Source organism: Pseudomonas sp. IT-P395, assembly GCF_949767675.1.
Taxonomy (GTDB): domain Bacteria; phylum Pseudomonadota; class Gammaproteobacteria; order Pseudomonadales; family Pseudomonadaceae; genus Aquipseudomonas.
In genome coordinates this window covers 173,911-187,699 of record NZ_CATKPW010000005.1, presented here as the reverse complement: position 1 = coordinate 187,699, position 13,789 = coordinate 173,911, and the positions used below count along the sequence as shown (strand labels likewise).

Annotated in this window: 7 protein-coding genes; 1 reads left to right on the top strand and 6 read right to left on the bottom strand. The window is 58.7% G+C overall.

The window, feature by feature from the left end:
- Positions 1-93: 93 nt before the first annotated feature.
- Entirely contained in the window at positions 94-7,896 is a 7,803-nt protein-coding gene (locus tag ACM6IN_RS05195; protein WP_414915534.1) for a dermonecrotic toxin domain-containing protein, read from the top strand.
- A gap of 19 nt (positions 7,897-7,915) precedes the next feature.
- Here ACM6IN_RS05195 and argR read toward each other — a convergent pair whose 3' ends face one another.
- The 6 genes from argR to ACM6IN_RS05165 all read right to left on the bottom strand — a co-directional run bounded on the left by argR (position 7,916) and on the right by ACM6IN_RS05165 (position 13,318).
- Positions 7,916-8,896 carry a transcriptional regulator ArgR gene (argR, locus tag ACM6IN_RS05190; RefSeq protein ID WP_007912706.1) on the bottom strand — a complete coding sequence of 327 codons (981 nt, stop codon included), beginning with the start codon at positions 8,894-8,896 and terminating at the stop codon, positions 7,916-7,918.
- Positions 8,897-9,162: 266 nt separating this feature from the next.
- Positions 9,163-9,927: an ABC transporter ATP-binding protein gene (locus ACM6IN_RS05185; RefSeq protein WP_007912705.1), complete on the bottom strand. Its 765-nt coding sequence runs from the start codon at positions 9,925-9,927 to the stop codon at positions 9,163-9,165.
- A gap of 27 nt (positions 9,928-9,954) precedes the next feature.
- The gene (locus ACM6IN_RS05180) at positions 9,955-11,067 is read right to left on the bottom strand and encodes a M14 family metallopeptidase (protein WP_414915533.1); all 1,113 of its coding nucleotides are present in this window, start codon (positions 11,065-11,067) and stop codon (positions 9,955-9,957) included.
- A 1-nt stretch (position 11,068) separates the two neighbouring features.
- Positions 11,069-11,767 (bottom strand): ABC transporter permease, encoded by a 699-nt coding sequence (locus ACM6IN_RS05175; protein WP_007912703.1) that lies wholly within the window; start codon positions 11,765-11,767, stop codon positions 11,069-11,071.
- Complete coding sequence (locus ACM6IN_RS05170; RefSeq protein ID WP_007912702.1) at positions 11,764-12,453, bottom strand: ABC transporter permease; 690 nt, start codon at positions 12,451-12,453, stop codon at positions 11,764-11,766. The genes ACM6IN_RS05175 and ACM6IN_RS05170 overlap by 4 nt, the downstream gene beginning before the upstream one ends.
- A gap of 91 nt (positions 12,454-12,544) precedes the next feature.
- Entirely contained in the window at positions 12,545-13,318 is a 774-nt protein-coding gene (locus ACM6IN_RS05165) for an ABC transporter substrate-binding protein (protein ID WP_007912701.1), read from the bottom strand.
- Positions 13,319-13,789 lie beyond the last annotated feature (471 nt).

Genomic DNA, 13,789 nt, shown 5'->3' with positions numbered 1-13,789 from the left:
CTCCACCCCGCGACAAAGATATAAATATGTACCGCACAAAGGTGGTCCGTTCCTGATTTGCTGCGCGTTCTTTTCAACGCCAAGGATTGGCCCATGCACCTGACTCAGCCACCACCGCCAGTCTCGACTGCCGCGAGCGACGCGCAGCATCACGACGACCACTACCTGCCACTGAAAAACGCCGTACCCGACTGGCTCGGCAACACTTCATCGACCCGCCGCCAGGCGCTCCAGGACAGCCTGCCCCGTCTGTCCACTTCACTCCAATCGGTCCCCGCCGAACAGCATCAACAGATGAAAACCCTCAACGCCGCGCACTGGGCCGCGCAAAGCCAAGTCGACCAAAGCCTCGAACACCTGCAAGACGCCAGCGCCTTTGCCGAGCCCTTGCTCAAACAGGAACTGAACAAATCCTTCGGACTGGATCTGGATGTGCGCAATACCTTTGTGCGCCTGTACATCCCCGCAACCACCCCGTGGCTCCCGATCAGAACGGGCACGCGCGCCTGGACGGTCTCGTTACTGGAAGCCGCGCTGCACAACTTCGAGGAAGCGGAAACCCGTGACGACGCCTTCGACGTTGACTCGACCTTCGTCACCCGGCCCTCCACCACCGGCCAGTTCATGACCCTGCCGTCGATCAAGGCCAAACTGAGCATTGCCGCCTTCACCCAGCTGTGCCGAAGGCTGGATCTCGGTGCTCAGTACAAAGCCCATCTCGAAGACAACCTCGGCTATACCGATCCGATGGTGGCGTCCGTACTGCGCAGCAAACTGGACGACAGTCAGAAGGCCGCGATGAAAGCGGCCCTGCAATGGGCGCGGATGAACCGCGATGTGTCGGAAAGTTATTTTCGCTTGATCGACGCCGTGCTCGACGGCATGAGAGGGCTGTATGTCGGTGGCGCGCCCGTGCGGTGCCATGACATGGGGATGCTGTGCGCGCCGCTCACCGGTATCGTCGTCTTTGCCCCCGACCTGTATGCATCGCGCACCCCGGCGCGGGTGGTGGCCTACGTCCCGGATGATCCCGAGCACCCTTTCAAGGAATACGCATCGACCTACGAACTGTTTGTCGAACTGACGCGCCAGCTGCGTTCGAAAGACTATCAGCAGTTTTTCAGCCGCTTCGTGAACCACGAACATCGCGGCTTTTTCTTCAGCACCCTCAACAGCCGCTTGAGCCAAATGACATGGCATCCGCCGGAGTCCGGCAGCTCACTGCCCGCTTGGCGCGAAACACCTGTAGAACGACCGGATCTGCAAACCACACTGACACCGTTCCAGGTCGATCTGTGGCAACACCTCTATCAATCGAAACTGAACAAGATCTTCAACGATGCCCGGGTGATCGCCGTGCCCACCGCCATGGTGGACCAAAAAGCACGCTGGGCTTTCTGGGATTCGGTGAGCAACATCATCTCGAGCATCGTCCAGGCCGCCGCGCTGATCGTCGCGCCGTTCGTGCCGGTCCTGGGTGAAGCGATGATGGCGTACATGGCGTATCAAATGCTCGATGAAGCTTTCGAGGGCATCATCGAATGGGGACAGGGACGCACGAGCGAAGCGTTCGAACACCTGATGGGCACCGTCGAATCGCTGATCCAACTGGGTATCTTCGGCATGGGCGGCGCGATTGGTGCCGGCGAGTTTCGCAAGGTCTTGCCCAAGGAAGTGGTCGCCTTCATCGACCGCTTCAAGCCTGTACAACTGGCCAATGGCAAAACCCGCTACTGGGATCCCGATCTGGCCCGCTACCAGCACACGGCAGTGCCCGATGCCGGTTCAACGCCCAATGAACTGGGCCTGTACCCGCATCAAGGCAAGCAACTGCTGCCACTGGAAGACGCTCATTTTGCCGTGAGCGAAGGTGCGATTCCCGGCCAATACACGATCGAACATCCCACTCGGCCCGACGCCTACCAACCGACGGTGCGCCACAATGGCGCCGGTGCCTGGCACACCGAACTGGAACAACCACTGGAATGGGACACCGACACGGCGCTGCGGCGAATCAATCCTTCCATCGAGACATTCTCGCCTCCAGAGCGCGAGACGATCCTGCGTGTCAGTGGCGTCAATGAAGATGCCGTACGCAAGATGCATGTCGATCAACAAACTCCACCTCCCCTGTTGGCCGACAGCATTCAGCGCTTCAAGATCGATCAACAACTGCAACGCTTTATCGATCAACTCGACAGCAACGTGGCTGAGCAATACCTGCGTGCCGATCCGGCGACACAACTGCAACTGCTGACGCAACACGGCCGCTGGCCGAGCAGCCAACGCCTGCGTCTGGTTGATCAACGAGGCGAACTGCTCTGGCAATCCTCGGCGGACGCAACCTTGCCACTGACCGAGCTTCGCCAGGACAGCCTGATCGATGGCGACCTGCTCAAGACCTTGCTGGCTTCTCTCGACGAGCAGCAAATCAAAGCGTTGCTCGCAGAACCTTTCAGCGGGCCGACGCCCTCGCTGGAAGTTCGCAGTCAGATGCTGCGCAAGCAACTGGCCCATCTCGCCCGACGCCACCGAAGCTCGCTGTTCGACTCGCGCTATCAGGTCCTTCAGCACATTGACGATCCATTGGCCCAAACAATCATCGACCACGATCCGACACTGCCGGCCAGCCTCGTCCGTGAACTGCTCGACAGCGCCAGCGGTAGTGAATTGATACAGATAAGCAACGGAGAACTGCCGCCGCGCCAACAGGAATTCATGCAACTGGCCAATCAGGAAGTGCGTGTTACCCGCGCTTACGAAGGCCTGGAACTGAACGCCTTGAGCAATGCCGATTCCGATTCCCTTGCGCTGCACAGCCTCAAGCTGCTGCCAGGCTGGAGCGGCGATGTGCGCCTCGAAATCCGCGACGGACGTTACGAAGGCGCGGTACTCGACAGCATCGGACGCGAAGATGCGCCCGCTCGGAAAGTACTGGTTCGCCAACAGGACGGCCGCTATCAACCTTACGACGACCGCGGCCAGGAGCTGCATTCGGCCACGGATTTTTACTCCAGTCTGTTGTACGCATTACCGGACGGCGAACGTCAGAATCTGAACCTGCAGATCGGCCAGGGCGACGCGTTGAGTGCCGCAGTTCGTCAACGATCACTTGAACGCGAGGAGCTACGCACCGTGCTGTTCGAAGCGCCGATCAGCCAACCGGCCGTGGACACGCTGCGCCTGGCAGGCTTCGGCAATGATCGACTGAACGCACCCAGAAGCCTTGAAAATGCCGATTTTTTTGAAGCGGGTGAACTCGGTGCGATCGGCATCGAAAACCAGGACAACCTGGTGACCACAGGCCAGCGAATCGTTAGTCCCGAGGAGCGCGTGCAGGCGATCTATCGAGGCATGTCCAACGAAGAGGCGCGTAATTTCGTTGCGGTTTTCCAGAACAACACGGTTGAGTTCAACGCGGAACTGGCCAGGCGCCGCAACGAATACTTCAAGCTCAGTAATGACCTGCGTAACTGGGAAATCGACGTCCCCGCCAATGACCCTGTCAGCGGCCTGCCGTTGACCTATATCGAACGCCGGGCAGCCCTGCAGAATCGCGCGCAGTTCCGAGAAGCGCTACTGCGTTGCTGGCGCAGGCAAACCCGGGGTCCCGCTGGGTACATGTTGCAGATTGCGCAACCCGTACTGGGGGAACTACCCGCACTGGAAGCGGACTTCAGCCACGTCGTCATGCTCTCCATCAATGGCAGCGCCAATACCAGGGCAGTGGACACCTTTATGCAACGCTTCACAGGTCTGCTGTATCTGGATGCGCAAAACCTCGATCTGCCGAGCCTGCCCCAATCGTTCACTGCAATGCCCAACCTGCGCCAGTTGATCTTGCGCGACTGCGGCATCACCCACTCGGCAACCAATCAGGCAGTGCTTGCATCGTTACCCAACCTTTCGCTGCTGGATCTGCGGGGCAATCCATTGGGCACGCCTCCCGACGTCAGCGCGATGCCTTCGTTGCGTTATCTCAATCTGACCAAGACAGACATCTCCTCACTGCCGGCCAACCTGCTCGATCACCCGAGACTGATCACCGGCAATTTCGATGGCAACCAGATCAGCGACATACCGGACGTTTTTTTCAACCTGACCAGCTCACTCAGTGACGGCTTCGGTTTTGCCGACAACCCGCTGTCGGCCGCCACCCGAGAGAAAGTGAAAACGTACTATAACCACACAGGCAAACATTTCGGAGTACGCCCGGATCCAGCCGATATTTTGCGCACCACCACGTTGTTTCCTGATCTGAATGCCGACCAGGCCAGTGAATTGTTGTATCGGCTTCCCGGCACATTGACTGACAGCCAGGCTCAGCTCGCCAGTTGGGAGGCCGAGTTCGCAACGTTGAAGACTGAACTCGGCGAATGGGCCAACCAGACACCTGCGCTCGACCCCGTTTTCAATCGACCTTTGACGCTGGATGAGCAAGCACTGGAGCGCAGTGCACGGGATGAGTTTCGGCAAAAACTGGAGCGTTTCTGGCGCACCCGATCAGCGTCTCTCAGAGAAAGCGAGCTGACCGCAACGCTTGATTTCATGGGCGACCTGCCGGCCTTGAGTGCCAATTTCGAGCATGTCTCGCGACTGACACTGACGGGCAATAAAAACCTCACGGCAGTACTGCCGTTCATTCAGCGCTTTGAGAATCTGACCACACTGGAATTGCACGCCTTCGACCTGGAGCCGATTGCCCTTTCGCAGATCAGGATGCCCCGCCTCAGCGTATTGGAACTCAACGATTGCGGCGTGGTGCTGACCCCTGAAAATCAGGCGACACTGGTTTCCCTGAACAACCTGCATACGCTGGACCTGAGCAACAATCCCCTGGGGACTTTCCCCGAGCTGAACCTGCTCCCCGAACTGACCTACCTCGACTTGTCCAACTGCGGCCTCAACGTGACGCCTGACGGGCTGGCCAGTCATCCGAATCTGCGCACTGCAATTATCAGCGGTAACCGCATCAGCGAAATCCCCGATGCGGTGTTCGAGCTGTCGGCCAATCAGAGTGACGGCTTCGACTTTTCCGACAACCCGCTGTCGGTGGCCACACGCAACAAAGTGAAAACCTATTACAGACGCACCGGACAAGACTTCGATGTGCGCGCAGAGACCAGCGATATCGCCCTCATGCGAGATCTGTTTCCGTCCCTGGATGAACAGGAGGCCAGCGATGTGATCTACGACTTGCCCGGAACCCTGGCCGATAGCAGGATTCAGCTCGTCAGGTGGCGGGCCGAGCTTAATCAGCTGACTTCGGACCTGACCGCTTGGGCACCGCAAGTTCCCAGCGTTCATCCCTTGACGGGTGAAGTTCTCACGGCCATTGAACTGTTTGACCAATACGCCGCCCGCTCCGAATTTGGCCAACAGCTGGAACGCTTCTGGCGTCGCCGATCGGTCGAATCAGGCATGCGTGCGGATTTTTTTGAGTCCGACTTGAGGTTCATCGGTGACCTGCCGCAACTGACAACGGATTTCTCTCATGTCGTTGGTGTGAAGCTCAAGGGCAATGCCGCTATCGGTGCCCCCGACGCGTTCATCGATTTGTTCGTCAACACACGCGAGCTGGACCTGCAACAGTTTCCACTGGGTGAAATACCGCAGTCCGTGACCCACCTGCCGAAGCTCACGGAACTGACATTGAGAGACTGCGGCGTGACACTCAGCCCCGCCGACCAGAACACCCTCGCGACACTGAGCGACCTTGAACTGCTGGACCTGAGTCACAATCCACTGGCGGCGATACCCGACCTGCAGCCGCTGCCTGCCATGCGTGACATTCTGCTTTCGAACTCCGGCATTACGGCACTGCCCAATGGCTTCGCCGATCACCCGAACCTGAAAAACGCCTTGTTGAACGGCAACCGCATCACCAATCTGCCCGAAACTTTTTTCAGCCTCGATCTGGACCTCGCCGACGGCACCAATCTGGCCAGCAATCCACTGTCCCTGCCCACTCGCGAGCGCATCAAAACCTACTATGTCGAGCACGGACGCCATTTTGACGTGATGCCGGATGTAGGCGACCTGGCCAGCGCACAAAGGTTGTATCCATGGATGGACATCGACGATGCCAGTCACATGATCTATCACTTGCCCGGCACGCTGCGGGCGGGCACTGAGCAACTGCTGCGCTGGGAAGCGGAAATCAGACAGATGATCAGCGACTTGAGCGCTTGGTCCGAACGCATACCGTTGCGCAATCCCATGACCGGCGAAATCCTGAGCGTACCTGAGCGCGTGGAAGAACAATTCAAGAGGAGAGAGTTCAGTCAAAATCTGGAACAGTTCTGGCGCGCCAGAAACACCGACAAGCCCGAACTGAGGCTCAATACGCTAGATATCGTTGCTCACTTTGCGGGGGAACTGCCGTCGCTGTCTGCCGACTTCAGCCACGTCGTCCGCTTGTCCATTCAGGGTAATGAAACGCTAAATGCCCCGGACAGTTTCCTGATGTGCTTCAAGGGATTGCAAGCCATGGAGCTGCGCGGCTTCAAGCTGGGCCGCATGCCACGGGCGCTGGCACTCATGCCGTCCCTCGAAACACTGATGCTGAACAGTTGTGGTGTGGTACTCGACGCCATGGGCCAGGCCACGCTTAGCGCGATGAGCGGGTTGAAAGGACTGGACTTGTACAACAACCCTCTGGGCACTGCGCCGGATGTCGGAGCATTACGCGCGCTGTCGGCCCTGGATCTTTCCCGCACCGGTATTACTCAGGTGCCCGCCGGCGTGGGGCAGTTACCTCGCCTGCGTGACACGTTCCTCAGCGAAAACGCCATTGTCGAATTGCCGGAAGACTTGACTGGCTTTGGCACCAACGGGGTTGTCCTGAGGGCCAATCCACTGTCCACAGCCTCAAAAAACCGGATAAAGGCCTTCTACCAACTCAGTTATCAGAACCTGGGGGTTTTGGCTGAGCAGGCTGACATTGCCCTGGCGCGAGACCTGTATCCCGCCATCAGTGAAGCCGATGCCAATCATCTGGTCTATGGCCTACCCGGGACAATGGCCGAAGGACGCATCGAATTGCTGCGTCGCCAGAGCGACCTCGCCACGCTACTGCGCGAGCTTGAGGTGTGGGCGCGGGAGGTTCCGCGTGATCCGCTCACAGGCGCTAACATGGGCGACGAAGCACTACGCCAGGAAAACGCCAGACGCAGCTGGTTCAGGGATGGCCTGGAACAAAGCTTGCGCGTAGCGCCGGGAGGCCTGGCCTCTTCTGAGGTAGCCCTTGATCTGTCTTTCCATGGCGAGTTGCCGAAACTGAGCGGGCGTTTCGAGCAGACCAGCAAACTGACACTGACAAGTACTGCCAACGTGCACCCTCGGGTTGACCGATTGCTTGAGCTGTTCCCGTCACTCAAAAAACTGGATATTCGCGCCTATCAACTCAACGAGATTCCCGCCTCAATCTTGCGCATGAGCAATCTGACCAGCCTGGAACTGCCCCATTGCCGCATCGTACTGACTGAGCAAACCGTGAATGCACTGGCGGCGATGGAAAACCTGCGCATTCTTGACTTGAGCCACAATCCGTTGGGGCTGACACCCGACCTGAGAAACTTCAACGCGTGTCACTCTCTGCGATTGAGCAACACGGGACTGACCGACGTACCGGCCGGCCTTTTTGCGATGCCGCAACTGACGTATGCAGATCTTTCCGCCAACGCCATCATCGAACTCCCCGACCCACTGCCCTCTCCTGCTGACGGTAGAGGTGCCACCTATGACTTCAGCAACAATCCACTAAGCCTGGAGAGTCAGCAGCGTTTGACTATTTACAATGCGACCAACGAAACGCGACTGCAGGAGGAGCGAGAATGGCTGGCCAGCGCTTACCAAGCGCTGGACAACTTCAGGGATATGTCGTTTTCCGATTGAGCCAGACGTACGCCGAGACCTAACCGCGCTCTGGCGGCACTGACGACAATTCGAACGGACTGCTGCTGCGCCGCTGGTTGCGATCTTCCCGCGGCGTGGCGCCGAAGAAGTTGCGATAGGCGCTGGAGAAATGCGGCCCCGAGGAGAAGCCACACGAAAGGCCGATCTGGATGATCGACTTGCTGGTTTGCATCAACATCTGCCGGGCCTTGTTCAGGCGCAATTCCAGGTAGTACTGGCTCGGCACACGGTTGAGGTATTGCTTGAAGATGCGCTCCAGTTGGCGACGCGACACGCACACGTGTTGGGCGATTTCGTCGGTGGTCAGCGGCTCTTCGATGTTGGCTTCCATCAGCAACACCGCTTGAGTGAGCTTCGGATGGCTGGAGCCGAGACGGTTCTGCAGCGGGATGCGCTGGCGCTCGCCGCCTTCACGAATGCGTTCAACCACCAGTTCTTCCGAGACTGCACCGGCCAATTCCGCACCGTGATCGCGGGCCAGCACCGCCAGCAACAGATCGAGCACGGACATGCCACCGCAGGCGGTCAGGCGATCGCGATCCCAGTCGAACAAGTGACTGGTGGCGATGACTTTCGGAAAACGCTCGGCGAAATCGTCCTGCCAGCGCCAGTGCACGGCAGCGCGATAACCGTCGAGCAAACCGAGTTGCGCCAGCGGGTACACACCCGCGGACAGACCGCCGATGACCGTGCCGGCACGCACCAATTGCTTCAGTGCACTGCTGAGAGCCGGCGCCAACGTGGTCGGTGGCTCGTCAGCGAGCAGGAACAGTTTCTGGAAATTTTCGAGTTTGCCGGCCCACGCTTCGCCGGGTAATTGCCAGGCACCTTCGGCGGGTGGCTCGGCTTGCAGGAACGACAGTTCGTAAACCACATCCGGGTGCACCCGCTGAGCAACACGCAAGGCTTCCTCCGCCAGCGCCAGCGTCAACGCTTTAGTGCTGGGCCAAATCAGGAAACCAATTCGATGGGCAGTCATGGGCGGGCAATCCGAAACGAGGAACAGTGATGAAGGCATGGGCCAATGCTAGCCCGTAAATGAACACAAATCTTGAGCCTGACGCAGATCCACCATCGGGACTGGAATGCCATTCCCATGTAGGAGCTGTCGAGTGGAACGAGGCTGCGATCTTTTGATCTTCAAAAACAGATCAAAAGATCGCAGCCTTCGGCAGCTCCTACAGTGGATTGGAGCCAACCTTCAGGTCGCGAAGCATGACCTGATTTGGTGCATAACGGCAGCGATTACTTGAGGCTGCCCGAGAGGAATTGCTGCAAACGTTCCGATTGCGGATTCACCAGCACTTCGCGCGGGTTGCCGCTCTCTTCCACCACACCTTTGTGCAGGAACACCAACTGGTTCGACACTTCACGGGCAAAACCCATTTCGTGCGTAACCACAACCATGGTGCGACCTTCCTGCGCCAGCGCTTGCATGACTTTCAGCACGTCGCCCACCAGTTCCGGGTCGAGGGCCGAAGTCGGTTCGTCGAACAGCATCACTTCAGGCTCCATCGCCAGCGCACGGGCAATCGCCACGCGCTGCTGCTCGCCACCGGACATGTGCCCCGGGAACGCATCTTTACGATGGGCCACGCCGACCTTGTTCAGGTAGTACTCGGCTTTTTCGCGCGCTTCGTACTTGGGTACGCCGAGCACGTGAACCGGCGCTTCCATGATGTTTTCAATCGCGGTCATGTGCGACCACAGGTTGAAATGCTGGAACACCATCGACAGGCGCGAACGCATGCGTTGCAGCTGCTTCGGATCAGCGGCTTTCAGCGCGCCGTCCTTGTTCGCCACCAGTTTCAGCTCTTCGTTGTTGAGCAGAATCTTGCCCGCGTGCGGCTGCTCGAGCAGGTTGATGCAGCGCAGGAAAGTACTTTTGCCGGAGCCACTGGAGCCGATGATGCTGATCACATCGCCGGCTGCCGCTTTCAGGGACACGCCCTTGAGCACTTCGTGACTGCCATAGCGTTTATGCAGGTCTTGGACTTCAAGTTTGTACATGCGGTCGGTTCTCACAAAAACAGTCAGTCAGTCGTTGAGCAAGCGCCCGTGACGCAGCGCTTCGCGCCCCGCCACCTTGGCCAGCCAGAAACCGGGTTGGGCATAACGCAGCCGTTCAATGGCAAACAGCACCCCGGAGGTACCAGCACATACCGTGCTGACCCGATCGGACAGAGGATCAATCACTTCAAAAATCTCGTCGCCGGGCTCGACCCATTCGCCGGGCTTGCGCAGAAAACTCACGACGCCCGGATGCGGTGCGAACAGCAACTCGGTGCCTTCGAACGGCATGCCTTCACAGGCTTCGTGTGCTGGGTTCGGCCACTCGCCGGTGAGCAAACCTTGCTCGGCGAGGAACGCAAGAATGCCTTCAGCATACGCCTGCGCTTCGGCGCGACCGGTATCGGCCTGACCGCCCAGCTCAATGGTCGTCGCCAGACACGCCAGCGGAATCTGCGCATCAGGGAACTGCCGCGACAGGCGCAACCACGGCAACGAACAGGCTTCATCGAACGAGCTGCCGCCGGAGTCTTCCGCCAGCAATCCGACCTTCACATTCAGGTGCGCCGCCAGCGAACGCCACTGCGGCCAGTGTTGCGGCAACGCGTACATGTGCAGCGCGGCTTCAGCATCGCAGTGCAAATCAAGCACCACATCAGCGGTGCAAGCGTGGCTGAGCAACACCCGCTGCATGCCTTGCAACTGGCTGCTCGCCTCTGGCAATGCCGCCAGATGATCGGCCATGGCCTGACGGATCAGACGCACATTAGCGTGCGGATCATCACCGAGGCTGTCGGCCAAAGCGGCTGCAACCGGCGCGCTGAGCTCGACGAAATCACGGTTGAAATTCTTGCCGCTACCGGCCTCGAAACGGCCTTGGTGATTGCCTTGCAGCAACTGACCAAGACCCAACGGGTTAGCGACCGGCACCAGCTCGATGACACCGTTGAGCAAGCCTTTGGCTTCGAGTTCGCCGAGGCGCTTTTTCAGCTCCCAGGCGGTGCGCATGCCCGGCAATTCGTCAGCGTGCAGGCTGGCCTGAATGTAGGCCTTGCGCTCGCCGTGGCCAAAGCGGAACACCGAAATCTTGCGCTCGCTGCCTAAATGGCTCCACGGCAATACGTGGTCGATGCGTTCCATATCAGTGCTTCCGCGGGGCCAGGTAGCTCAACCAGCGACGCTCGGCCAGTTTGAACAGCTTGACCAGAATGAACGTCAGGCACAGGTAGAACACGCCGGCGGTGATGTACGCCTCGAACGGCAGATAGAACTGCGCGTTGACGGTACGCGCCGCGCCAGTGATGTCGATCAAAGTGACGATGGAGGCCAGACTGGTGGTCTGCAGCATCATGATCACTTCGTTGCTGTACTGCGGCAGTGCCCGGCGCAGGGCCGATGGCAGCAGGATGCGCTTGTACAGTTTAAAGCGCGACATGCCCATGGCCTTGGCCGCTTCGATCTCACCGTTCGGCGTAGCCTTGAGGCTGCCAGCGATGATTTCAGCGGTGTAGGCGCTGGTGTTGACCGCAAACGCCAGACACGCGCAGAACGTTGCGCTGGACAGCCACGGCCACAAGAAGCTTTCGCGTACTGCTTCGAACTGCGCCAGACCGTAGTAGATCAGGAACAGTTGCACCAGCATCGGCGTGCCCCGGATCACGTAGGTGTACAGCCACGCGGCGCCGTTGACGACCGGGTTCTTCGAGACGCGCATCAGCCCCAGCGGCAGGGCCGCGAGCAGACCGAAAAACAGCGACAGCGCGAGCAGTTTGAGGGTGGTCAGCAGGCCGCCGAGGTACAGCGGCATGGCCTCCCAAATGACGTTGTAGTCGAAGATCATAGATCAGCCGCCCTTACGCCTACCGAGTAGCGCTTCTCAAGTTGACGCAGGATCAGCAACGAAACACTGGTGATCACCAGGTACATCGCCGCCACTGCGAGGAAGAAGGTGAAAGGCTCGCGAGTGGCATCTGCCGCCTGCTTGGCCTTGAACATCATGTCTTGCAGACCGACCACGGAGATCAGCGCGGTAGCCTTGGTCAATACCAGCCAGTTGTTGGTGAAGCCCGGAATCGCCAGGCGAATCATCTGCGGCACCATCACCCGGAAGAACACCTGAAAACTGCTCATGCCGTACGCCATGCCGGCTTCGGCCTGACCTTTGGGAATGGCCATGAACGCGCCACGGAAGGTTTCCGACAGGTACGCACCGAAAATGAAACCGAGGGTGCCGATACCGGCGGCCAGTGGATTCAGGTCGATGTAGTCGTCGTAGCCGAGCATCGGCGCAACGCGGTTGAGCAAGTCCTGGCCGCCGTAGAAGATCAGCAGGATCAGCACCAGATCGGGAATCCCGCGGATCACCGTGGAATACAGATCGCCCAGCCAGGCCAGCCAGCGCACCGGCGACAGGCGCAACGCGACACCGATCAGCCCGAGAACGATGGCCAGAGCCATGGACGACAAGGCGAGCTGAAGCGTCAGCCATGCGCCATCGAGGATGACAGCCCCGTAGCCTTTCAACATGATTCAGGTCCTCGAAAGTTGGGATGAAAAAATGGCGCAAACCGCAGAGATCCTGTTGCTTGCGCCATTTCGGACTTGTCGCAGAGACGTGTTACTTGCCGTAGATATCGAAGGCGAAGTACTTGTCCTGGATTGCTTTGTATTTGCCGTTCTCGCGGATGGCCGCGATGGCAGCGTTGATCTTGTCTTTCAGGGCGTCGCCCTTACGAACTGCGATGCCTACGCCGTCGCCGAAGTATTTGACGTCGGTGAACGCCGGGCCTGCGAACGCGAAGCCTTTGCCGGCGTCGGTGTTGAGGAAGCCATCTTGCAGCAGGGTGGCGTCAGCCACGGTACCGTCGAGGCGACCGGCAGCCACGTCGAGGTAGATTTCGTTCTGCGAGCCGTACGGCTTGATCTCGGCACCCAGTGGCGCCAGGACTTCACGAGCGAAACGCTCGTGGATCGAACCACGTTGTACGCCGATGTTCTTGCCCTTCAGCTCAGCCAGACCTTCGCTGACCTGAGTACCGGACTTCATGACCAGACGTGCCGGGGTGTTGTAGTACTTGTTGGTGAAGTCGACCGACTTCTTGCGATCTTCAGTGATCGACATCGACGACAGAATCGCGTCGATCTTGCGCACTTTCAGTGCCGGAATCAGACCGTCGAACTCTTGCTCGACCCACACACACTTGACCTGCATCTGCTCGCACAGAGCGTTGCCGATGTCGTAGTCGAAACCGACGATGCTGCCATCCGGTGCTTTCGAAGCGAACGGAGGGTAAGCCGCTTCGATACCGATCTTCAGAGGTTTTTCGTCAGCGAAGGCATTCATCGACAGCACGGACAGTGCCAGGGCGCCAAGCAGCACAAGTTTCTTCATCTTGGGACTCCATCGGTAAAGGGCAAAAACGGCAGAGTGAGCGACAGCCCAATATGCGAATGGGTGAATCGGGAAATCGGTTGCTGCATCGGTGGGAAATTTCCCATTGAAACCGTCAGAGATTTCAACGTCAGCCACGATGAGCGAGTGATCGGCATTCTAACGACAGGCCCGAAGCCGATATTTCTTCAATGCGACAACTAATTACAGATGCACAGAGAAAGCGACTTTGGCACATTGACAGCCCTGCGATTTCATGCAAGAGCGAAAGACAGTGAACCGATCTATGCTGCAAATTGCGGGCCTATTATTCGCAAACCCTTCTAATCCGGCAAGCGCAGCGTTGTGTCTTATTTTTCACCGGGGGTTTCGAGGCTCTAAAACGGGGCGATGCGTTTCCCTTTGCCCCGCTCCGGGGCGGGCGGTTACACATTCGGTTACGTGGAAGGCGGCGGGTAACAGCGGGAAATG

Coding starts and splice junctions, on each gene's coding strand:
- ACM6IN_RS05165 (WP_007912701.1), bottom strand. CDS start 13,318: ATGAAGAAACTTGTGCTGCTTGGCGCCCTGGCACTGTCCGTGCTGTCG.
- ACM6IN_RS05175 (WP_007912703.1), bottom strand. CDS start 11,767: ATGATCTTCGACTACAACGTCATTTGGGAGGCCATGCCGCTGTACCTC.
- ACM6IN_RS05180 (WP_414915533.1), bottom strand. CDS start 11,067: ATGGAACGCATCGACCACGTATTGCCGTGGAGCCATTTAGGCAGCGAG.
- argR (WP_007912706.1), bottom strand. CDS start 8,896: ATGACTGCCCATCGAATTGGTTTCCTGATTTGGCCCAGCACTAAAGCG.
- ACM6IN_RS05195 (WP_414915534.1), top strand. CDS start 94: ATGCACCTGACTCAGCCACCACCGCCAGTCTCGACTGCCGCGAGCGAC.
- ACM6IN_RS05170 (WP_007912702.1), bottom strand. CDS start 12,453: ATGTTGAAAGGCTACGGGGCTGTCATCCTCGATGGCGCATGGCTGACG.
- ACM6IN_RS05185 (WP_007912705.1), bottom strand. CDS start 9,927: ATGTACAAACTTGAAGTCCAAGACCTGCATAAACGCTATGGCAGTCAC.